18 protein-coding genes are annotated in these 20,217 nt (G+C 70.6%); 7 read left to right on the top strand and 11 right to left on the bottom strand.

What is annotated here, in order from left to right; genetic code table 11:
• Positions 1-6: 6 nt before the first annotated feature.
• Both INP57_RS04810 and INP57_RS04815 read right to left on the bottom strand, forming a co-directional pair.
• Positions 7-945: an alpha/beta hydrolase gene (locus INP57_RS04810; protein ID WP_233626922.1), complete on the bottom strand. Its 939-nt coding sequence runs from the start codon at positions 943-945 to the stop codon at positions 7-9.
• A gap of 58 nt (positions 946-1,003) precedes the next feature.
• Positions 1,004-2,344 (bottom strand): flavin-containing monooxygenase, encoded by a 1,341-nt coding sequence (locus INP57_RS04815; RefSeq protein WP_200068840.1) that lies wholly within the window; start codon positions 2,342-2,344, stop codon positions 1,004-1,006.
• Between the two features lie 112 nt (positions 2,345-2,456).
• Here INP57_RS04815 and INP57_RS04820 point away from each other — a divergent pair, with 112 nt between their 5' ends.
• Positions 2,457-3,209, top strand: coding sequence for an SDR family NAD(P)-dependent oxidoreductase (locus INP57_RS04820; protein ID WP_200068841.1), 753 nt, complete (start codon positions 2,457-2,459; stop codon positions 3,207-3,209).
• 24 nt (positions 3,210-3,233) lie between these two features.
• Here INP57_RS04820 and INP57_RS04825 read toward each other — a convergent pair whose 3' ends face one another.
• From INP57_RS04825 to INP57_RS04835, 3 genes are all read right to left on the bottom strand, one after another.
• Positions 3,234-4,019, bottom strand: a complete 786-nt coding sequence (locus INP57_RS04825; RefSeq protein WP_200068842.1) for an FkbM family methyltransferase — start codon at positions 4,017-4,019, stop codon at positions 3,234-3,236.
• Positions 4,020-4,127: 108 nt separating this feature from the next.
• Positions 4,128-5,117, bottom strand: coding sequence for an esterase/lipase family protein (locus INP57_RS04830; RefSeq protein WP_233626930.1), 990 nt, complete (start codon positions 5,115-5,117; stop codon positions 4,128-4,130).
• A 120-nt stretch (positions 5,118-5,237) separates the two neighbouring features.
• Positions 5,238-5,885, bottom strand: a complete 648-nt coding sequence (locus INP57_RS04835; RefSeq protein WP_200068843.1) for a Crp/Fnr family transcriptional regulator — start codon at positions 5,883-5,885, stop codon at positions 5,238-5,240.
• A gap of 298 nt (positions 5,886-6,183) precedes the next feature.
• Between INP57_RS04835 and INP57_RS04840 the strand changes: the two genes are divergently transcribed.
• Positions 6,184-6,822 carry a phosphatase PAP2 family protein gene (locus tag INP57_RS04840; RefSeq protein ID WP_233626935.1) on the top strand — a complete coding sequence of 213 codons (639 nt, stop codon included), beginning with the start codon at positions 6,184-6,186 and terminating at the stop codon, positions 6,820-6,822.
• Positions 6,823-6,827: 5 nt separating this feature from the next.
• On the opposite strand, the gene INP57_RS04845 is transcribed toward INP57_RS04840, so the two are convergent.
• Positions 6,828-7,445 (bottom strand): YigZ family protein, encoded by a 618-nt coding sequence (locus INP57_RS04845; RefSeq protein ID WP_200068844.1) that lies wholly within the window; start codon positions 7,443-7,445, stop codon positions 6,828-6,830.
• Positions 7,446-7,629: 184 nt separating this feature from the next.
• Here INP57_RS04845 and INP57_RS04850 point away from each other — a divergent pair, with 184 nt between their 5' ends.
• Positions 7,630-7,833: a hypothetical protein gene (locus INP57_RS04850; RefSeq protein WP_200068845.1), complete on the top strand. Its 204-nt coding sequence runs from the start codon at positions 7,630-7,632 to the stop codon at positions 7,831-7,833.
• A gap of 108 nt (positions 7,834-7,941) precedes the next feature.
• Here INP57_RS04850 and INP57_RS04855 read toward each other — a convergent pair whose 3' ends face one another.
• Entirely contained in the window at positions 7,942-9,063 is a 1,122-nt protein-coding gene (locus INP57_RS04855; RefSeq protein ID WP_200068846.1) for a 5-methyltetrahydropteroyltriglutamate--homocysteine S-methyltransferase, read from the bottom strand.
• 136 nt (positions 9,064-9,199) lie between these two features.
• Between INP57_RS04855 and INP57_RS04860 the strand changes: the two genes are divergently transcribed.
• On the top strand, positions 9,200-10,384 hold the full coding sequence (locus INP57_RS04860; protein WP_307849913.1) for an FAD-dependent oxidoreductase: 1,185 nt from the start codon (positions 9,200-9,202) through the stop codon (positions 10,382-10,384).
• Between the two features lie 119 nt (positions 10,385-10,503).
• Here the strand turns inward: INP57_RS04860 and INP57_RS04865 are convergent, their stop codons facing one another.
• From INP57_RS04865 to ctaD, 3 genes are all read right to left on the bottom strand, one after another.
• A complete protein-coding gene (locus tag INP57_RS04865; protein WP_200068847.1) occupies positions 10,504-11,334 on the bottom strand; it encodes an aldo/keto reductase in 831 nt (276 codons plus the stop codon).
• 173 nt (positions 11,335-11,507) lie between these two features.
• Complete coding sequence (locus INP57_RS04870; protein ID WP_200068848.1) at positions 11,508-12,731, bottom strand: MFS transporter; 1,224 nt, start codon at positions 12,729-12,731, stop codon at positions 11,508-11,510.
• Between the two features lie 377 nt (positions 12,732-13,108).
• On the bottom strand, positions 13,109-14,806 hold the full coding sequence (ctaD, locus tag INP57_RS04875; protein ID WP_200068849.1) for an aa3-type cytochrome oxidase subunit I: 1,698 nt from the start codon (positions 14,804-14,806) through the stop codon (positions 13,109-13,111).
• A 174-nt stretch (positions 14,807-14,980) separates the two neighbouring features.
• Here ctaD and INP57_RS04880 point away from each other — a divergent pair, with 174 nt between their 5' ends.
• Positions 14,981-15,784, top strand: a complete 804-nt coding sequence (locus tag INP57_RS04880; protein ID WP_200068850.1) for a DUF427 domain-containing protein — start codon at positions 14,981-14,983, stop codon at positions 15,782-15,784.
• A 149-nt stretch (positions 15,785-15,933) separates the two neighbouring features.
• Here the strand turns inward: INP57_RS04880 and INP57_RS04885 are convergent, their stop codons facing one another.
• Positions 15,934-16,497: an SACE_7040 family transcriptional regulator gene (locus INP57_RS04885; RefSeq protein ID WP_200068851.1), complete on the bottom strand. Its 564-nt coding sequence runs from the start codon at positions 16,495-16,497 to the stop codon at positions 15,934-15,936.
• A gap of 102 nt (positions 16,498-16,599) precedes the next feature.
• Between INP57_RS04885 and INP57_RS04890 the strand changes: the two genes are divergently transcribed.
• Entirely contained in the window at positions 16,600-18,213 is a 1,614-nt protein-coding gene (locus tag INP57_RS04890) for a carboxyl transferase domain-containing protein (protein WP_200068852.1), read from the top strand.
• Between the two features lie 11 nt (positions 18,214-18,224).
• Positions 18,225-20,216 (top strand): acetyl/propionyl/methylcrotonyl-CoA carboxylase subunit alpha, encoded by a 1,992-nt coding sequence (locus INP57_RS04895; RefSeq protein ID WP_307849914.1) that lies wholly within the window; start codon positions 18,225-18,227, stop codon positions 20,214-20,216.
• Position 20,217 lies beyond the last annotated feature (1 nt).

The following is a 20,217-nucleotide window of genomic DNA, read 5'->3' on the forward strand; positions in this document are numbered from 1 at the left end:
CGCCGGTCAGGTCGCCGGGGTGAGGTGTCTGCGCAGGAAGGCTGCTTGGTGGGCGACGGCCGGTTCGTGCCAGGACCGGCCGGACCACACGTCGAAGTGGTCGCACGGGTAGTGCCGGACCTCGGCGCCGCCGTTGAACGCGGCTTTTGCGGCGGCGTGCGGCGGGGCGCTGCGGTCGAGGTCGGCGATCTGCACCAGCCACGGGCAGCGCAGCTGCGCCGCGTGGCGGTTCGGGCGGTGCGCGGCGAGTTCCGGGCCGATGCCGGTGTCGGTCTCGTTGCGCCAGGTGGGGCCTGCGATCGACAGGTAGTCCTCGTAGCAACCGGGCAGCGAAAGCGCTGCCCGCTCACCGGGCTTGCCGACGACCGGCATAGTCGTCGGCGTCCCGCCGGTGAAAGCGGTGAGCCTGCTGCCGATCCCGGCCGCGAACGAGCGCAGCAGCGCGGTCGGCCGATGCGTGGCCAGCGCTTGCCTCCCGCCCGCGAGCCCGTCGACGAGCGGGGTCAGCGACACGACCGCCGCGACGTCGTCGCGCCCGGCCGCCGCGGTGATGACGTGTCCACCGGCCAGCGAGACGCCCCACAGCACCAGGCGCTGCGCGTGCACATCGGGCAGCTTCGCGGCCGCGCGCATCGCGGCCCGGTAGTCCGCGATCTGCCGCTGCACCGACACCGTTTGCCGAGGCGTCCCTGCGCTCGCGCCGAAGCCGCGGTAGTCGAACGCGAGGACGTCGAGCCCGGCCGCCGCCAATCCCTCGGCGAAGGGGCGTAGCCCGGAATCCTTGGTGCCGGCCAAACCGTGCGCCATGACCACGCACGGTCGGCCGTCGGCCGTGCTGCAGGAGTCGTCGGTGGCCGGGAAGTGCCAGGCGTGGCACTCGTCGCCGCCGGAGTCGAAGGTCAGCGGCCGGTACGGGGACGCCGCTTCTTCCAGGCGTTCGGTCATGCTCCGTCCCTTTCTCGGTCCGCGGCCGGTGTGCGTTCGATCAGCGTGGGATGCGGGTTCATCCGCCACCGGACGGCGCGATCCCCGCCGCACGTGCGCGCCGCAGCCCTTCCGGCAGTTCCCGAGTGCGCAGGTCGTGCTCGTAGATGAAGTAGTCCACCTGCTGGGTGTGCCGCGCCGAGGGCACCATGTGCCCGATGAACCGGCGCTCATCGGCGGTGATCACCCGCTGCATCTCGGCGATCGGCGGCAACCGGTACAGCTCGGCCGCCCACGCCGCGAGCAGCCGCGCCTGGCACTCGACGAACGGGAACAGCGTCGGCACCGCCTGCGCGAACCCGGCGAACGCGAGGTCGTCGAAGCCGGGCTTGAACATCCGCTTGTAGAGCGGGAAGTGGTTGTCCGGGGCGCTGAGGAACTCTTCGTCGAAGAACGGGAAGGTGATGTTGTACCCGGTGGCGCAGACGATGACGTCGAACTGACCGCTGGAGCCGTCCTGGAAGTGCACGGTCCGCCCGTCGACGCGCGCCACGTCGCCGTTGGCCACCAGGTCGCCGGAGCCGAGGCGCACCGGCAGCTCCACGGACTGCGTCGGGTGCGCCTCGAACAGCTTGTGGTTCGGCGTCGGCAGCCCGTAGTCCTGCGGACGCCCCGCGGCGAGCGGCTGGAGCAGTTGGACCAGCTTGCGCTGCCACGACAGCGGCAGGTGCGGCGTGGCCCGGAAGTACTTGTCCGCCGGAGCGCCCGCGATGTACTTGGGCACCACCCACGCGCCGGAGCGGGTGGACAGCGTCACCTCGTTGCGCAACGTCTTCGAGGACAGCTCGACGGCGATGTCCGCGGCGCTGTTGCCGATGCCGACGACCAGGATCGACTTCCCGGTGAGCTCGAGCGGATCGTGCGGGTCCACGTAGGCGTGCGAGTGGATCCGCTCGCCGGTGAATTCCCCGTCGAACTGCGGGAAGCGCGGGTCCCAGTGGTGTCCGTTGGCGACCACGAGCAGGTCGAAGTGCCTGCGCTGCCCCCGCTGGGTGTCGAGCTCCCAGCCGCCTCCCGGAACTCGTCGCGCGTGCAAGACCTCGTTGCCGAACTCGATGCGGTCGGTGAGCCCGAACGCGGCGGCGTAGCCGTCCAGGTACTGCTTGATCTGCGTGTGGTGCGGGAAGTCCGGGAACTCCGCGGGAATCGGGAAGTCCCGGAAGGACAGCTGGTGCTTGGAAGTGTCGATGTGCAGTGACCGGTAGGCGCTGCTGCGCCCGTTCGGGTTCCCGAACGCCCAGTTGCCGCCGATGCGGTCGGACGACTCGAAGCAGCTGTAGCCCACCCCGTAGTCGCCGAGCATCTTGCCCGCGGTCAACCCGCTGATCCCTGCTCCGATGATCGCGGCGGTGGGGGCCATGAGCACTCCTCGCGGAGCGCTTCCGGCGATCCGCCGGTTCGCCCCTGGTCAACGCAGGCGGCCGGATCGTATGTTGGCAGCAGCCGAAAATCTTGTCCAGACAGGAGTCCAGATGGGTGCTGCGGACCGGACCGGCGAACGAGTGGCTTTGGTCGTCGGGGGCGCCTCGGGAATCGGGGCCGCCACGGCGCAGGCGCTGCGCGACGACGGCTGCCGGGTGATCACCGCCGATCTCGCCGCCGCGCAGCACACCCCGGACGTCGCGGTGGACGTCACCGACGAGGAATCGGTGCGCGCGCTGTTCGAGGACGTGGCCGAACGCGAGAAGCGGCTGGACGTGGTGGTCAACAGCGTCGGCGTGAGCACGCTCGCGCCGATCACGGACCTGGCGGCGGAGGAATTCCGCCGGGTGCTCGACGTGTGCCTGAGCGGCGCGTTCCTGGTGATCAAGCACGCGGGCCGGAACATGTCGTCCGGCGGCTGCGTCGTGTCGCTGGCCTCGCTCAACGCGCGCCAGCCCGCCGAGGGCATGGCGGCCTACTGCTCGGCAAAGGCCGGTCTGGCGATGCTCACCGAGGTGGCCGCGCTGGAGCTGGCGGCACGCGGCATCCGGGTCAACGCGATCTCGCCGGGCCTGGTCGCGACACCGTTGACCGCTCCCGCCCTGGACGTTCCTGGTGTGCACGAGGACTACCTGGCGAACACGCCGCTCGGCCGATCCGGACGGCCGGAGGAGATCGCGGACGCTGCCGTGTTCATCAGCCGGAACGAATGGATGACCGGCGAGGTGATGGACCTCAACGGAGGCGCGCACCTGCGGCGCTACCCGGATCTGCTGGGACACGTGCGGCGGGAGTTCGGCTGAGCCGGCCCGCCACCGGCCGTCCGGTCAGCGTCCCCAGGCGGAGTCGACGGCGAACAGGTAGTTCCGGGTTCCGGTGGTGACTTCCGCGGTGCGCACCCAGGAACGCTTGTTCCAGGTGTACATCGCGTACCCGAGCCCGTGCAGGTGGTCGGTGAACTCGGCGGCGCTCGTGCGGTAGCGGGACAGGTGCCGGTCCTCGATCTCCAGCAGCAGCGTCGGGTGGTGGCGTTCGACGGTCGCCGCCGCGCCTTCGACGACGTTCGGCTCGAAACCTTCCACGTCCACCTTCATGAAGTCGACCCGCTCGACGCTCTGCTGCGCGCAGAACTCGTCGACCACGCGGATCGGGGTGCGCCAGGAGCGGGTCTTGGTGAACGTCGTGTCCGGCCTGGTCTGCCGCACGCCGTCGTTGACGTGCGCGTGCCCGTGGATCGGGGCGAATCCGAACTTCACCGGCAGCGCCATCTCCAGCGACCCGGGTTCGCTGCCCACCGCGGCGTCGGTGACGCGCACGTTTTGCAAGCCGCACGCGCGAACGCCCGTCCGCAGCACGCGCCGGGGCTTCGGCTGCGGCTCGAACGAGTACACCGCGCCCGCGGGCCCGGCCAGGCTCGCCAGCGTGAAGCTGTACATCCCGTAGGCGGCGCCGATGTCGAAGCAGACATCACCCGGGCGCACCAGCTCCGCCAGCCCCCGCAGTTCCGGCTCCGCCAGCGAGAGCGAAGCGGATCCGCGCAGCGCACCGGCGATCATCGCGAGCCGCCTGCCCGCGGGTCGCGCGGCCGGGCGGGCAGGAGCGTTCTCGGACATGGCGATCGACGATCCTTCACTGGTCGCTCGGGTGGGCGCGGCGCGATGCGCCGCGCCGTCGCCGAAGTCTAGCGAGCAGCGCGGGAGGCGTAGGCCGCCCTTCGCGGATCAGTGCTGCGGAGCGTTCGCCCCGTTCACCGGCGGGCTCGGGACGCACGGCGGTTCTTCGGCGCCGGCCGGGTCGAGGGCGTTGAGCACGTACTGCTCGGCGCGGCGGTCGAACGAGATGCCCAAGTGGTCGGTGGCGTTGATCTCGCAACCGTCCTGCAGCAGGACGTTCGTGACGTTCGGGCCGTCGAGGAAGGCCGAGGTGTACGGGGTCACGATCTCGTCGTAGCGGGTTGCGACGACGGTGTAGTCGACACCGGGAACGGTGTCGCCGCCGGCGTTCAAGTCGGCCAGGAACGCGGAGTCGTGCATCTGGTCCCGCACCGAGTCACCGAGTCCGGCCTGCAGCAGTTCCGGCACGCCGGGCAGGTGCGCGAGCCCGTCCACGTCGGTGCCGTGGTTGGACGGCGCGAGTCCCACCAGGTGCCGGACCTTGTCCGCGCCGCTGAGTTCCTTCAGGTAGTAGCGCGGCATCATGCCGCCCTGCGAGTGCCCGACGATGTCGACCTGATCGCTGCCGGTGGCGGCGCGGACCTCGTCGACGAACCCGGACAGTTCAGCGGCCGACTGCGGCACCGGCGCGGTGCCTCCGGTGGGGAAGGCGCCGGGCAGCCCGACGCCGAGTCCGGTGTCCTGCCCGTAGTTGAACGCGAAGACGCAGTAGCCCTCGTTGGCCAGCCGCGGTGCCAGCGAGAACCCGTTGTAGGTCATGTTCTCGACGGTGCCGTGCACCAGGACCACCGGCCGGGGGTGTTCCGCGGAGGGTTTGCAGGTGAAGTCGTTGGCACCGGCGGGATCGGACCCGGGCCGGGCGGTCGCGTTGGCCAGCGCGGCCACCCCGGAGTTGACCACCGGGAGTTCGTCGGCCGCCGGATCGGCAGCCGCTGGTTGGACGGCTGCCGGGATCGACGTGCCCGCGGTGGCGAGCGCCATCGCCGCCACCGCGGTCCCGAGGCTGCCGATCTTTCGCGGGCGAGTCAGGTTCGGCATTGAACCCACACCTCCTGAGCAACATCGCACAGATCAATGGATCAACCGATTCCGCGATTCGGCGGAGACGGTTTGGTGACTCAGGTCACTTGATCTGCCGAGTTCGGTGCGGGTGCGGGCTCAGCCCGAGTCGCCCAGCAGGCGGCGCAGTTCGTCCAGGTCCGTGACGATCACCTGCCGGTAGCGCCGCAGCACGATGCCCTGCTTCTCCAAGCCGTGCAGCACCTTCTCCACCGTGCGGCGCCGAACTCCGGACAGCGAAGCCAGATCGTCGTGGCTCAGCGGGGTGCCGAGCCGGTGGCTGCCGTCCCGGTCCAGGACTCCGTAGGTCTGCATGACCTCCAGCAGCACGCGCTGCACCCGGTCCGGCGCGCTGTGCTGCGCGTTGTCCACCCGGCGCCGGTTGGCCCAGCGCAGCCGCTCGTTGACCATCCTGGTGAGTTCGAAGGAAGCGTCCGCGTGCCGGTGCAGGAAGTCGTTGAAGTCCGCGGACTTGACCAGCTTCGCGCGTGCGCGCGTGCCCGCGGTGACCATCGCCGAGCGGGGGCGCTGCTCCATCGCGGCCATCTCGCCGACCAGGTCGCCGCCGAACCGCACGCCGAGCAGCGCGAACCCGCCGGCCGCCGAGACCGCCTGCACCTTCGCCGAACCGTGCAGCAGCAGGACGACGTGGGTGCTCTCGTCGCCCTGGCGCAGGATCGTCTCGCCCGCCTCGAAGATCTTCACCGTGCCCAGCCCGAGCAGCGCGTCCCGGGTCGGCGGGCGCAACCGCGCGAGCAGGCTGGCGTCCGGCCACTCGATGGCATCGGAGTTCGTTCGTTCGGCGATGACCCGATCCTCCCCAGCAGGCGGTGCCGCAACCGGCTCATGCTGTCGTCGGTTGATCGCTCTCGGTAACCGCTGACCGGGTGATCTTCGTCAGCGCAGGCGGAGCTCCGCGCGGTGGGTCGCTCGGCGGGCGCCGATGCTGCGCCCCTCCGATCAGCGGGGAATTTCCACGGCGAGATCCACTGAGTTGAGTGATCATGGTGCGGGAGGCGCAGGGCACCAGCCGGGGAGGTCGGACATGACCGAGGTCAACACGAGGACCAGAGCGAGGTTCGAGGCCGCATGGGCGCAGCGCGCCTCCGCGGACGTATTAGCGCTGCTGCTGACCGAACTGTTCTCCCCGTCGCTGATCGTGCTGGTGCTGCCGCTGGCAGTGGCCTGGAGCGCGACGCACGAGCCGTGGGCGACCCTGGGCTGGGGCCTGTTCGTGTCGCTGACCAGCAGCGTGCTGCCGATGTCGGGGATCGTCGCCGGCTCCCGGCTCGGCTGGTGGGACGGCCACCACGTGCGCAACCGGGAAGGCAGGCTGATCCCGTTCGCGCTGCTAATCGTGCTGAGTTCGCTCGGCCTCGGAGTGCTGCTGCGGGCGGGCGCACCGCACCTGATGGTCGCGCTGGACGTCGCGATGCTCACCGCGCTGCTGGCGATCGCGCTGATCACGGTGTGGTGGAAGGTTTCGGTGCACACCGCGGTCGCAGCCGGTGCGGTGGCGATCCTGGCGGTCGTCTACTCCGGCTGGTTGCTGGTGCTGTGGCTGCTGGTGGTGGCCATCGGGTGGTCGCGGGTGCGGCTGGGCGAGCACACCGCGGCTCAGGTCGTGGTCGGTGCCCTGATGGGGATCGTCGCAGGCGGGGCGGGTTACCTGCTGGCGGTTTGAGCTGGTCAGATCGGGACTTCGGCGTAGCGGACCGCGCCGAGTTCGGCCTGTGCGGACCCGTTGGTGGCCTGCGCGAGCCACACCTCGAACGCTTCGACCTCGTCCACCGGCACGTGCAGCTCGAACCGCACCCGCGCCGCGTAGTCCACATCGGACACCGTGAATCCGGCCGCCCGCAGGTCGTTGTCCAGCCTTCCCGCCGCGGCGTGGTCAACAGTGGTGAAGACCACGCGCACCGGCCGCAGCTCGACCAGGCCCACCTGCTCCAGCGCCGCCGACACCGCTGAGCCGTAGGCGCGGACCAGCCCGCCCGCGCCGAGCAGCACTCCGCCGAAGTAGCGCGACACCACGGCGATCACGCCGGTGATCTCGTTGCGCCGCAACACTTCCAGCATCGGCGCACCCGCGGTGCCGGCCGGCTCGCCGTCGTCGTTGGACCGCTGGGTGCGGCCGTGGTCGAGCACCTGCGCCGAGCAGTGGTGCCGCGCCTCGTGGTGCAGCTTGCGCTGCTCGGCGACGAAGTCCTTGGCCTGCTGCTCGGTCTCCACCCGGGCGAGCACGCAGCGGAATCGGGAGCGCTTGATCACCAGCTCGTGCTCGCCGTCGGCGCGAATTCGGCGCATCGACTCCCCTTCCCGATCGCAACGCTTCTACCTGCGACGATGGTGAGGTCAGTCACCTGAACAAGCCCGATTCGCCCGGCAGCGGGGGCGTCGCGGGGTCGCTACCGCAGGTCATCCCGTTCATCCTGGCGTCACCCGGACGCGATTTTCCGTTCCGCCTCACGGGGACGTAACGTCCTCGGTCATGGAGCAGTCATCGAGTCCGCTGGAGCCTGGCACCAGGGTGCGTGCCTCGTTCGGCCGGTTCCGCGATCAGGTCGGCACGGTGGTGGAGACCGCGTCAGGGCTTCCCGACGTCTTCGACGGCCCAGTGCTGTGGGTCCGGTTCGACGGCGAGGAGGAGCCGGGGCTGGTGGCGGGCCGGTTCCTCGAACCAGCCGCCGCCTGAGCGCCGGGACCGAGGGTGCGCGGCGGTGCGCCGCCGCGGGCACTGCTGCCATGCACGACGGAACCTCCTCACGGCGGTCCCGCGGCAGGACCGCCGCGCGGGCTCCGCTCAGCCCCAGACGTCCTGGGCGACCTGCACGACCAGCCGCAGCTTCGCGACCTCCTGCTCGTAGCTGAGCGCGTTGCCTTCCTTGGTGGAGGCGAATCCGCACTGCGGTGACAGGCACAGCTGGTCCAGGTCGACGTAGCGGGACGCCTCTTCGATCCGGCGCTTGAGCTCGTCGGCCGACTCCAGCTCGCCGCTCTTCGTGGTGACCAGCCCGAGCACCACCTGCTTGCCCTTCGGCACGAACCGCAGCGGGGCGAATCCGCCGGAGCGGGCGTCGTCGAACTCCAGGAAGAACCCGTCCACGTCGAGCTGGTTGAACAGCGACTCGGCCACGAACTCGTAGCCGCCCTCGGCCACCCAGGACGAGCGGTAGTTGCCGCGGCACATGTGCGTGGTCACCGACATCGACTTCGGGCGCTCGGCCAGCGAAGCGTTGATCAGCTCGATGGTCCGCAGGTGCTCGTGCTCGGCGTCGTCGCCGCGCGCGGCCAGCTGCTCGCGCTGCTTGGGGTCGTTGAGGTAGGCGAGGCTGGTGTCGTCCAGCTGCAGGTAGTGGCAGCCCATCCCGGCCAGCGCGTGCACCTCGGCGCGGTAGGCCGCGGCGAGGTCCGCGCGGAACTCGGCCAGGTCCGGGTACACCTCCGGATCGATCGCCGCCCGGCCGCCGCGGTACTGCACCATCCCCGGCGACGGGATGGTCAGCTTCGGCGTGGTCCTGGTCGTGCGGTCGGCCAGCGCGGTGAAGGCGTCGCCGAAGATCGGCTCGTCCAGCCCGAGCTTGCCGTCCACCCGCATCTCCGGGGTGGCGAACTCGATGTCGCCCGCGGCGTTGTGGAACTGCACGGTCAGCGACGAGTCCTGCACCTGGGAGATCCCGCGCAGCTGGTACAGGAAGTCCATGTGCCAGGAGCTGCGGCGGAACTCGCCGTCGGTGGCGCTGGACAGGCCCACCTCTTCCTGCATCGCGACCACGTCGGTGACCGCTTCGTCCTCGGCCTGCCGCAGCCCGGCGGCGTCCAGGCGACCGGCCGCGAACTCGTCGCGGGCCTCCAGCAAGCGGGGCGGGCGGAGCAGGCTGCCGACGTGGTCGGCGCGGAACGGCGGTGCGACGCGAGGGGTCATGGCCCGGCAAGATACTGCCCGCCGCGAGGCCGTGCGGAGCCCGCTTGCCACTGGGCGGATGATCCCAGCGCAACCGGCCCGCAGGGAGGCATTCGTCACCATATGTGAGTAACGACAACCGGGATACTCCGGACGGGTGGCTAAAATATCGCCACGGCAGACCAGCTTCGCGGGACGGATGGAGACCATGCGCGTTCTCGTCATCGGCGCCGGGATCGGTGGCCTCGCCGCGGCCAAAGGACTGCTCGAGGCCGGTCACGACGTGGAGGTCTTCGAGCACGCGGAGGCGCTGCGGGACGGCGGCGCGGCGGTGACGGTGTGGAGCAACGGAACCGCGGCGCTCGGCCAGCTCGGTGTGTCGCTGGCCGACGTGGGCAGGCCGCTGCACAGCCTCCGCTCGATCACCGATTCCGGGCGGCTGCTGTGGGAAGCCGACCTCGCCGACGTCACCGAACGCCTCGGCTCCCCCACCATCGAAACCCCGCGCAGGCTGCTCACCGGCAAGCTGGCGGCCGCGCTGCCCACGCACGTGCTGCACTTCGGCCGCCGCTGCACCGGCGTCGCGGAGACCGCGGACCGGGTCGTCGCGCGCTTCGCCGACGGCACCAGCGCCGAAGGAGACGTGCTGATCGGCGCGGACGGGCAGCGCTCGGTGGTGCGCAACCAGGTGCTCGGCGGGCGGCCCGCGCGGATGACCGGCTGGGCGAGCTGGCAAGGACTCACCCGCAGCGACCTGCCCATGGCGCAGGGGAACCAGACCGTGAACATCGCGGGGCGGGTCGCGCACTGCGGATTCATCCCGGCAGGCGGCGGCCTGCTGCACTGGTGGTTCGACCTGCCGTGGCAGGACGGCGAGCCGATCGGATCGGTCCGCGAGCTGCGCCGGGCGTTCGCCGGCTGGCCGGATCCGGTTTGGCCGCTGCTGGAGGAGATCGGCCCGGAGGACGTGGGCTTCTTCCCGCACATCCGGCACAAGGTTCCGCGGATCTGGGGCGGGCCGCGCACCACGCTGATCGGTGACGCCGTGCACGCGATGCCGCCCGCGGTGGCGCAGGCGGCGAACCAGACGCTGGAGGACGCCTGGCTGCTGTCGCACCTGCTCGGGGCCGTCGAGCGGCATCCGGAGGAGGCGCTGCGCAGCTACGAGTGCGAACGCAGGTCACGCGTGCTGAAGGTGTCGCGCACCGCCGCGCTCACCTCGGCGCAGCGCAGCACGCCGCTGCAGCGGCTCGGCCGGATGCCGAAGTCGATCGCCACCCGAAGCCAGGTCGCGTCGCTGCGCTCCGGCAGCACCGTCCTGCGCCCCCTGCCCGCCACCTGAAGCCGGAACACCCCTGCACTCCGATCGGCGCTGCGCCCGGAGCCCGGCCGCGAAAAGGCCCGCCCGGCGGGTGCCGAGCGGGCCTTGGCGTCGCTTCGATCAGCGATGAGTGGTGTCGATCACGCGCCGAAGACGTCCGGGTCCGGGCCGACGCGCTTGCCGGTCTCCAGCCCTGCCAGCACCGTCATGTCGTCGTCGGCGAGCTCGAAGTCGAAGACCTCGATGTTCTGCCGGATCCGCGCGGGCGTCGCCGACTTCGGGATCGCGACGTTGCCCAGCTGCACGTGCCAGCGCAGCACGATCTGCGCAGCGGACTTGCCGTACTTCTCGGCGAGCGAGACCAGCGTGGAGTCCTCCAGCAGGCCCTTGCCCTGCCCGATCGGGCTCCACGCCTCGGTGACGATGCCGTGCTCGCGGTGGAACGCGCGCAGGTCGCTCTGCTGCAGGTTCGGGTGCAGCTCGATCTGGTTCAGCGCGGGCGTGATCTCGGTTTCCTCGAACAGCCGGCGCAGGTGCGGGATCTGGAAGTTGGACACGCCGATGGACTTGACCCGGCCGTCGGCGTGCAGCTTCTCGAACGCCTTCCAGGTCTCGACGTACTTGTCCTGACCTGCGGCGGGCCAGTGGATCAAGTACAGGTCCACGTAGTCGAGGCCGAGCTTGGTGATGCTCTCGTCGAACGCCTTCAGCGTCTCGTCGTAGCCCTGCCGGTCGTTCCACAGCTTGGTGGTGACGAACAGGTCCGAGCGCCGGACCCCCGATTCGGCGATCGCCTTGCCGACCCCTTCTTCGTTGCCGTACGCGGCAGCGGTGTCAATGCTGCGGTACCCGGCCTCGATCGCCGCCTGCACCGGCTCGATCACCTCGTCCGGCGGCACCTGGAAAACGCCGAAGCCGATCTGCGGGATCTCTGCGCCGGTGTTGAGCGTGAGGTTCGGAACCTGGGTCATCTACTCGTACCTTTCGGGTCGAACGTTGTCGTGGCCCGCACCGTCGGCGCGTCGTGCGGGGGAGCCGCCCCGTGCAACCAGCTGCGCGGGGCGCGGATTCCCGCCGGGGCGCGTTCCATCACAGCACGCCGCCGGACGGCGAGCTATCCGCACCTGCCGGTCCCGCGCCGAGCTCAGCTCGCGTGCGGCGCCTCGGCCTGCGCGGCGGAACCCTGCTGCTCCGCGCGGTGCGAGGCGACGAGTTCGCCCGCCTTCGGCCCGCGGTCCAGCCAGCCCGACAGTCCGGCGAACCCGAGCCCGACCAGGGCCAGCAGCGCACCCACCCAGCTCGGCGCGGTCAGCCCGAAGCCGCCCGCGATGACCAGCCCGCCGAGGTAGGCGCCCAGCGAGTTGGCGATGTTGAACGTGGACTGGATGCTGGCCGAGCCCAGCGCCGGGGCCTCCTTGGCCTTGTCCAGGATCCGCGCCTGGATGCTGGGGATCGCGGCGAACCCGGCCAGCCCGACCAGGAACACGTTGATCGCGGCCAGCGTCATGCTGTGCGCGGTGAACAGGAACCCGGTCAGCGCCAGCGCCAGCGCGGCGAGGAACGCGTAGAGCGTGCGCATCGGCGCCCGGTCCGCCAGCCGCCCGCCGATCATGGTGCCGACGGTCATGCCGACGCCGAACAGCGCCAGCAGCGCGGTCGCCATCGCCGGGGTGTAGCCGGTGACGTCGGTCAGCAGCGGCTTGATGTAGCTGTAGAACGAGAACGTCGCGGCGAAGCCGAACACCACCACCGCGAACGCCAGCCACACCTGCGGGCGCTTGAACGCGACGAGCTCGCCGCGCAGGCTCACGTCGGTCGGCTTCGGCTGTTGCGGCACCAGCGCGGCCACGGCGGCCAGCGCCACCACGCCGATCACCGCCACCACGCCGAACGTGAAGCGCCACCCGAAGTTCTGGCCGAGCAGCGTGCCCAGCGGGACACCGACGATGTTGGCCACGGTGAGCCCGATGAACATCATCGAGATGGCTTGCGCGCGCTTGTCGCGGGCCACGAGTCCCGCGGCCACGACGGCGCCCACGCCGAAGAAGGTGCCGTGCGGCAGTCCGGCGACGAACCGCGCCGCCAGCAGCGTGCCGTGCGTCGGGGCCAGCGCCGAGGCCAGGTTCCCCAGCGTGAACAGCCCCATCATGCTGATCAGGATGGTCTTGCGCCGGACGCGCATCCCGGCGGCGGTCAGCAGCGGTGCGCCGACGACGACGCCCAGCGCGTACAGCGAGATGTAGCCGCTGGCGTCGGACAGCGACACGTGGAAGTTCGAGGCCACTTCGGGCAGCAGCCCCATCATCACGAACTCGGTGGTGCCGATGCCGAATGCGGCGATGGCCAGAGCCAGCAGGGCAATGGGCAAGGCGGTCTCCTGTGCGAGCGTGCCGGACCAGGGTCAATGCCGCGACCGAACCGATTCGACAGCGGCACGTGCAGGCGCCGCCGGCTTTTCCGGCGGTGCGTGCTCAATGGATTCAGGAAGACCGGCCGACGCTGGCCGCTCCCGACGCGCACAACACTAGCCAGTGCGACTGATGTTCCCGAGGAGGATATGAAGCGGGCCACTGCGGCACCCGAGCCTTCTCACCCGTTCGGCGGCGTCGTCCGGTGCGTCGTGCGCCCCTGCCCCCGCGTTACCGGTCGCGAAACGATTTGTGCGAGGTCGGACGCTCGCCGCGAAGCCGTTGTGCACAGCGCCCACCGTGATCACGGCCGAGTCCGCGGGCGCTGAGCCCCGGATCATTCGGAGCCGGCTCTGCGCCCGACGTGCGCCTCTTCCTCCAACCGCCGCGCCATGTGCGGGTAGTGCAGCTCGAACGCCGGCCGGATCGAGCGGATGCGGGGCAGTTCGGTGAAGTTGTGCCGCGGCGGCGGGGACGAAGTGGCCCACTCCAGCGAGTTGCCGTGCCCCCAGGGGTCGTCCACGGTCACCGGGGTGCCGAACCGGGCGCTGACGAACACGTTCCACAGGAACGGCAGCATCGAAGCGCCCAGGATGAACGCCCCCACCGTCGAGGCCACGTTCATCCCGGTGAACCCGTCCGATGGCAGGTAGTCCGCGTAGCGGCGCGGCATCCCGGCGTTGCCGAGCCAGTGCTGCACCAGGAACGTGGTGTGGAAGCCGATGAAGGTGAGCCAGAAGTGCAGCTTGCCCAGCCGCTCGTCCATCATCCGGCCGGTCATCTTCGGGAACCAGAAGTACATCCCGGCGAACACCGCGAAGACGATCGTGCCGAACAGCACGTAGTGGAAGTGCGCCACCACGAAGTACGTGTCGTGCACGTGGAAGTCCACGCCCGGCTCGGCCAGCAGCACCCCCGTCAGCCCGCCGAGCAGGAACGTGACCAGGAAGCCGACCGAGAACAGCATCGGCGTCTCGAAGGTGATGTGCCCGCGCCACATGGTGCCGATCCAGTTGAAGAACTTCACCCCCGTCGGCACCGCGATCAGGAACGTGGTGAACGAGAAGAACGGCAGCAGCACCGCACCGGTGGCGAACATGTGGTGCGCCCAGACCACCGCCGAGAGCCCGCCGATCAGCAGCGTCGCGAAGACCAGGCCGGTGTAGCCGAACAGCGGTTTGCGGCTGAACACCGGGATGATCTCGGTGATGATGCCGAAGAACGGCAGCGCCACGATGTAGACCTCGGGGTGCCCGAAGAACCAGAACAGGTGCTGCCAGAGGATCACCCCGCCGTTGGCCGGGTCGAACACGTGCGCTCCGAGGTGCCGGTCGGCCAGCAGCCCCATCAGCGCCGCGGTCAGGATCGGGAAGGCGATCAGGATCAGGATGCTGGTCACCAGGATGTTCCAGGTGAAGATCGGCATCCGCCACATCGTCATGCCGGGTGCGCGCATGCACACGATCGTCGTGATCATGTTGACCCCGCCGAGAATGGTGCCGAGCCCGCTGACCACCAGCCCGGTGATCCAGATGTCGCCGCCGAACCCGGCGCTGAACATCGACCGGGACAGCGGCGTGTACCCGGTCCAGCCGAAGTCGGCCGCGCCGCCGGGGAAGACGAACCCGCTGAGCACCATCAGCCCGCCGAACAGGAACAACCAGTAGGACAGCGCGTTGAGCCGCGGGAACGCCACGTCCGGCGCACCGATCTGCAGCGGCAGGATCACGTTGGCGAAACCGAACACGATCGGTGTCGCGAACAGCAGCAGCATGATCGTGCCGTGCATGGTGAACAGCTGGTTGTACTGCTCGGTGGACAGGAACTGCAGGCCCGGCTGCGCCAGCTCGCCCCGGATCAGCAGCGCCATCAGGCCACCCGCGACGAAATATCCGAAGGCCGTGGCGAGGTAGAGCTTGCCGATCACCTTCGGGTCCGTGCTGTGCGCCCAGGAAACGACCTTGGAACTCTTCGACGGCCGGGGCGTGGTGGAAGCGCGGGTCGGTTCCGGGACGGGTCGTTGCACGGTGGCCATGCCAGCTCCTGCGGCTCGGCGACGTGTTGTCCGCTGCTCGGGCGGTTCGGCCAGTCTTGACCCGGTCGTGGGCGCCTGCAATCCGGTGCGGCGCTTGATCCGTGAGCGGTGGAAGGCCGCTGCTCGCCAGGGCGTTGCCCAGGTACGGCATCACGGCTGACATCGGAGGGAACCATGGCGCTCACGCTCGGCGGCGGCCCGCTGACCACCCGGCCGCCGGAGACGGTGAACTACCGCATCGACGGCCCGCCGCACCGGTTGTTCTGGCACGACTTCCCGCGCCGCGTGCGGGCGCTGTTCGGCGGGCAGGTGGTCCTCGACAGCACCGGCGCGAAGCTGCTGCACGAGAGCAACCTGCTCCCGCAGCTCTACGTCCCGGAGCGGGACCTGCGCACGGACCTGCTCGAACCCACCGCGCACAGCACGCACTGCCCGTTCAAGGGCGACGCCGCCTACCGCTCCGTGCGCGTCGGTGATCGCATCGCGGAGAACGCGGTGTGGACCTACCCGCAGCCCACCGAGGACGCGACCTGGCTGGACGGCTACGCCGCCGTCTACTGGGCTGCGATGGACGCCTGGTTCGACGAGGACGAAGAGGTCTTCGGCCACATCCGCGACCCGTACCACCGGGTCGACGTGCGCAGCACCGGACGGCACGTGCGGGTGCTGGCCGGGGATGTCGTGGTGGCCGAGAGCAGGCGCGCGAAGCTGCTGTCCGAGACCGGTCTGCCGAACCGCTACTACCTGCCGCCCGAGGACGTGCGCACCGACCTGTTCGGGCCGAGCGCGACGCACACGGTGTGCCCGTACAAGGGCACCGCGTCCTACCGCTCGCTGCACACGGATGACCGGCTCATCCCGGACGCGGCCTGGTCCTACCCGGAACCGTTGGACGGTGCCCGCGCGATCGCCGGGTACCTGTGCCTGCACGCGGACGGGTTGACCACCGAAGTCGACGGCGTGCCGCTGGCCGGGTAGCTCGCCGGAGTTCGGGTAACTCACCGGGACCGGGTAGCTCGCCGGAACCCCAGTGGCTCGCCAGCACCGGGTAGCTCACTGGGTCTGGGTGGCTCCCCGGAACCCGGGTAGCTCGCCGGAACCCGGGCAGCGCGCCGTGTTCCGGCGGCTCAGCCTTCCAGCGCGGCCAGTGCCATGCGGTGCAGCAGCGCGCCCATCGCGGCGGTGTCCAGGTGCGCGCTGTACGGCGTCGAGTTGATCAGCCCGAGCACCGCGTGCGCGGCCGCCCGCGCCGTCGGCACGTCCAGGTCCGGCCGCGCCCGGCGCAGCACCTCCACCCAGACCTCCACGTACGAGCGCTGCACCTCGCGCACCCGGTGGTGATCGGTTTCCGCGAGGCTGTCCAGGTCGCGCATGTGCACGCTGATCAGCGCGGGGTTGGTGAGGGCGAACTCGACGTGCCAGCGCACCAGCTCCTCCAGCGCCGCCCGCGGTTCGCCGGTCGTGTCCGCGCGGCTGCGGCCGCCGTCGAGCAGCCGGTCGCTGATGCCGGTGAGCATCTCCGCGAGCATCGCGTCCTTGCTGCGGAAGTGCCGGTACAGCGCGGGACCGGAGATGCCGACGGCCCGGCCGATGTCGTCGATGCCCACGCCGTGGAAGCCGTAGCGGGCGAACAGCTCCGCCGCAGCGTCGAGCAGTTGCTCGCGGCGGGTCGGACGTGCGGTGCCGGTCATCGGAACCGATACTAGACGCATCGGTTAGCGCTCGTTAACATCGGCCATGTTAACGATGACTAACCGATCCCCATCGGCACCGCGCGAGCGGAAGGTTCGCCCGTGGACGCACCCATTCTGAGCAGCGCACTCGACCCGGCCGCCGAACCCGCCGCGCGGTTCGCCGCCGAGCACGAGGCGCTGGTCGACGACCTCAACGCCGAGCTCGCCCGCGCCCGGCTCGGCGGTCCGGAGAAGTCCCGCGCCCGGCACACCGAGCGCGGCAAGCTGCTGCCGCGCGACCGGGTGGACGCGCTGCTGGACCGGGGCTCGCCGTTCCTGGAGCTCGCGCCGATGGCCGCGCACGGCCTCTACGACGACGAAGCGCCCTCGGCCGGGATCATCACCGGCATCGGACGGGTCTCCGGGCGCGAGTGCGTGATCGTCGCCAACGACGCCACCGTCAAGGGCGGCACCTACTACCCGATGACGGTCAAGAAGCACCTGCGCGCGCAAGAGGTCGCGCTGCACAACAACCTGCCGTGCCTGTACCTGGTGGACTCCGGCGGCGCGTTCCTGCCGCGGCAGGACGAGGTTTTCCCGGACCGCGAGCACTTCGGGCGGATCTTCTTCAACCAGGCCACGATGTCGGCCCGCGGCATCCCGCAGATCGCCGCGGTGCTCGGCTCCTGCACCGCCGGTGGCGCCTACGTCCCCGCGATGAGCGATGAAGCGGTGATCGTGCGCGCGCAGGGCACGATCTTCCTCGGCGGTCCGCCGCTGGTGAAGGCCGCGACCGGCGCGGAGGTCACCGCCGAGGAGCTCGGCGGCGGTGAGCTGCATTCGCGCACTTCCGGGGTGACCGACCACCTCGCGGCCGACGACGCCGACGCGCTGCGCATCGTGCGCTCCATCGTCAGCACGCTCGGCCCGCGCGAGCCGCGGCCGTGGGACGTCCTGCCGATCGAGGAACCCGTCGTGCCACCGGAAGATCTGTACGCGGCGGTGCCCACCGACAGCAGAACTCCTTACGACGTGCACGAGGTCATCGCGCGGATCGTGGACGGGAGCCGGTTCCAGGAGTTCAAGCGCGACTACGGCAGCACGCTGGTCACCGGATTCGCCCGGCTGCACGGGCATCCGGTGGGGATCGTGGCCAACAACGGCATCCTGTTCGGCGAGTCCGCGCTCAAGGGCGCGCACTTCATCGAACTCTGCGACAAGCGCTCGATCCCGTTGGTGTTCCTGCAGAACATCTCCGGGTTCATGGTCGGCAAGGACTACGAGGCGAGCGGGATCGCCAAGCACGGCGCGAAGATGGTCACCGCCGTGGCCTGCGCGCGGGTCCCGAAGTTCACCGTGGTCATCGGCGGTTCGTTCGGCGCCGGGAACTACTCGATGTGCGGGCGGGCGTATTCGCCGCGGTTCCTGTGGATGTGGCCGAACGCGCGGATCTCCGTGATGGGCGGCGAGCAGGCCGCCTCGGTGCTCTCGACCGTGCGCCGCGACCAGAAGGAGTCCCGCGGCGAGGACTGGCCCGCCGAGGCCGAGGAGGAGTTCAAGCGCCCGGTCCGCGAGCAGTACGAGCAGCAGGGGCATCCGTACTACTCGACGGCTCGGTTGTGGGACGACGGCGTGATCGACCCGAAGCAGACCCGCACGGTGCTCGGCCTGGCGCTGTCGGCTGCGGGCAACGCGCCGCTGGAGCAGGTCGGCTACGGCGTCTTCCGGATGTGAGGTGAGGTGCTGTGACGGGATCCATCGGCGCGGTGCTGGTGGCGAACCGGGGCGAGATCGCGGTCCGGGTGATCCGGACGCTGCGGCGGATGGGCGTCCGCGCCATCGCGGTGCACACCGATGCCGACCGCGGCGCGCGGCACGTGGCCGAGGCCGACACCTCCGTCCACATCGGAGCGAATCGGAGCTACCTCGACGCCGCCAGGGTGCTCGAAGCCGCCGAGCGGACCGGTGCGCAGGCCGTGCACCCCGGTTACGGCTTCCTGTCCGAGAACGCGGAGTTCGCCCGCGCCTGCGAAGACGCGGGCCTGGCCTTCATCGGACCGCCAGCGAGCGCGATCGAAGCGATGGGCGACAAGATCCGCGCCAAGGCCACCGTGACCGCGGCCGGAGTCCCGGTGGTGCCCGGCCGCAGCGATCCCGGCATGACCGACGCGGACCTCGTCGAAGCAGCCCGCGAAGTGGGGTATCCGGTGCTGCTCAAGCCGTCCGCAGGTGGCGGTGGCAAGGGGATGCGGCTGGTCGAGTCCCCGGAGCGGCTGCCCGAGCAGATCACCTCCGCGCGCCGCGAGGCCGCCGCCGCGTTCGGCGACGACACGCTGTTCGCGGAGCGCTTCGTGGCCCGCCCGCGGCACATCGAGGTGCAGGTCCTCGCTGATTCCCGCGGCGGCGCTGTCCACCTCGGCGAGCGCGAGTGCAGCTTGCAGCGCCGCCACCAGAAGATCATCGAGGAGGCGCCGTCCGCGCTGCTGGACGCCTCGACGCGGGAGCGCATCGGTGCCGCGGCGGTCGCCGTCGCCCGCTCGGTGGGCTACGCCGGGGCGGGAACGGTGGAGTTCATCGTCTCCGCGGACCGGCCGGACGAGTTCTTCTTCATGGAGATGAACACCCGGCTGCAGGTCGAGCACCCGGTGACCGAGCTGGTCACCGCCGTCGGCGAACAGCGCGGCGTCGACCTGGTCGAGCAGCAGGTCCGCGTCGCGGCCGGGGAGGCGCTGCCCTTCGCGCAGGAGGACCTGCGCCTCGACGGGCACGCCGTGGAGGCCCGCGTCTACGCGGAAGATCCCACCCGCGGCTTCCTGCCCACCGGCGGCCGAGTGCTCGCGGTGCACGAACCCGCCGGTGTGCGGGTGGATTCCGGGATCTCGCAGGGCACGGTCGTCGGCTCGGACTACGACCCGATGCTGGCGAAGGTCGTCGCATGGGGCCCGGCGCGCGCGGACGCGGTGCGCAAGCTGGACGCCGCGCTGGCCGAAACGGCGGTGCTGGGCCTGACCACGAACATCGCGTTCCTGCGCAACCTGCTCGGCCATCCCGACGTGCTGGCCGGGCGGCTGGACACCGGGCTGGTCGAGCGGGAGTCCGAAGCGCTCACCACCGATCCGATGCCGCCGGAAGTGCCGGTCGCGGCGGCGCTGTTCGACCTCGCCGCGGCCGAACCGGGCGGTCCGGTGGTCGACCCGTGGGAGGTGCCGAGCGGTTGGCGGCTCGGCGAACCGGCGTGGAGCACGTGGCGCTTCGCGGCCGGCGAGGTGCGGGTGCGCGGGCGCGCCGCCGATGCGGAGGTCGCGACCGGCGAGGAGGGCGGCCCCGCGAGCGCGGTGCTCGACGGCGATCTGCTCACCCTCACCTATCGCCGCCGGACGCACCGCTTCCGCTGCGCACGCGACGGCGACACGACGTGGCTGGCGGCGGAGGGGCGGACCTGGGCGGTGCACGAGCACCGGCTGCTGGCAGGCCCCGATGAGGACGCGGGCGGCGCGGGCGGTGCGGTCACCAGCCCGATGCCCGGCACGGTGCTCAGCGCGGACGCCACCACCGGCGCAGAAGTCCACAAGGGACAGACGCTGTTCGTCGTCGAGGCGATGAAGATGGAGCACATCGTCACTTCTCCCGCCGACGGCACGATCACCGCCGTGAACGTCCGAAAAGGACAGTCGGTGGGCCTGGACGAGCCGCTGGCCGTCGTCACCGCGCATCCCGCTCACCACGAGGAGTCCTGAA

It is taken from the genome of Saccharopolyspora galaxeae, assembly GCF_016526145.1.
GTDB lineage: Bacteria > Actinomycetota > Actinomycetes > Mycobacteriales > Pseudonocardiaceae > Saccharopolyspora_C > Saccharopolyspora_C galaxeae.

Excerpts from the sequence above, each read along its gene's own strand:
- INP57_RS04810 (WP_233626922.1), bottom strand. The coding sequence starts at position 945 with ATGACCGAACGCCTGGAAGAAGCGGCGTCCCCGTACCGGCCGCTGACC.
- INP57_RS04815 (WP_200068840.1), bottom strand. The coding sequence starts at position 2,344 with ATGGCCCCCACCGCCGCGATCATCGGAGCAGGGATCAGCGGGTTGACC.
- INP57_RS04820 (WP_200068841.1), top strand. The coding sequence starts at position 2,457 with ATGGGTGCTGCGGACCGGACCGGCGAACGAGTGGCTTTGGTCGTCGGG.
- INP57_RS04825 (WP_200068842.1), bottom strand. The coding sequence starts at position 4,019 with ATGTCCGAGAACGCTCCTGCCCGCCCGGCCGCGCGACCCGCGGGCAGG.
- INP57_RS04830 (WP_233626930.1), bottom strand. The coding sequence starts at position 5,117 with ATGCCGAACCTGACTCGCCCGCGAAAGATCGGCAGCCTCGGGACCGCG.
- INP57_RS04840 (WP_233626935.1), top strand. The coding sequence starts at position 6,184 with ATGACCGAGGTCAACACGAGGACCAGAGCGAGGTTCGAGGCCGCATGG.
- INP57_RS04845 (WP_200068844.1), bottom strand. The coding sequence starts at position 7,445 with ATGCGCCGAATTCGCGCCGACGGCGAGCACGAGCTGGTGATCAAGCGC.
- INP57_RS04850 (WP_200068845.1), top strand. The coding sequence starts at position 7,630 with ATGGAGCAGTCATCGAGTCCGCTGGAGCCTGGCACCAGGGTGCGTGCC.
- INP57_RS04855 (WP_200068846.1), bottom strand. The coding sequence starts at position 9,063 with ATGACCCCTCGCGTCGCACCGCCGTTCCGCGCCGACCACGTCGGCAGC.
- INP57_RS04865 (WP_200068847.1), bottom strand. The coding sequence starts at position 11,334 with ATGACCCAGGTTCCGAACCTCACGCTCAACACCGGCGCAGAGATCCCG.
- ctaD (WP_200068849.1), bottom strand. The coding sequence starts at position 14,806 with ATGGCCACCGTGCAACGACCCGTCCCGGAACCGACCCGCGCTTCCACC.
- INP57_RS04880 (WP_200068850.1), top strand. The coding sequence starts at position 14,981 with ATGGCGCTCACGCTCGGCGGCGGCCCGCTGACCACCCGGCCGCCGGAG.
- INP57_RS04885 (WP_200068851.1), bottom strand. The coding sequence starts at position 16,497 with ATGACCGGCACCGCACGTCCGACCCGCCGCGAGCAACTGCTCGACGCT.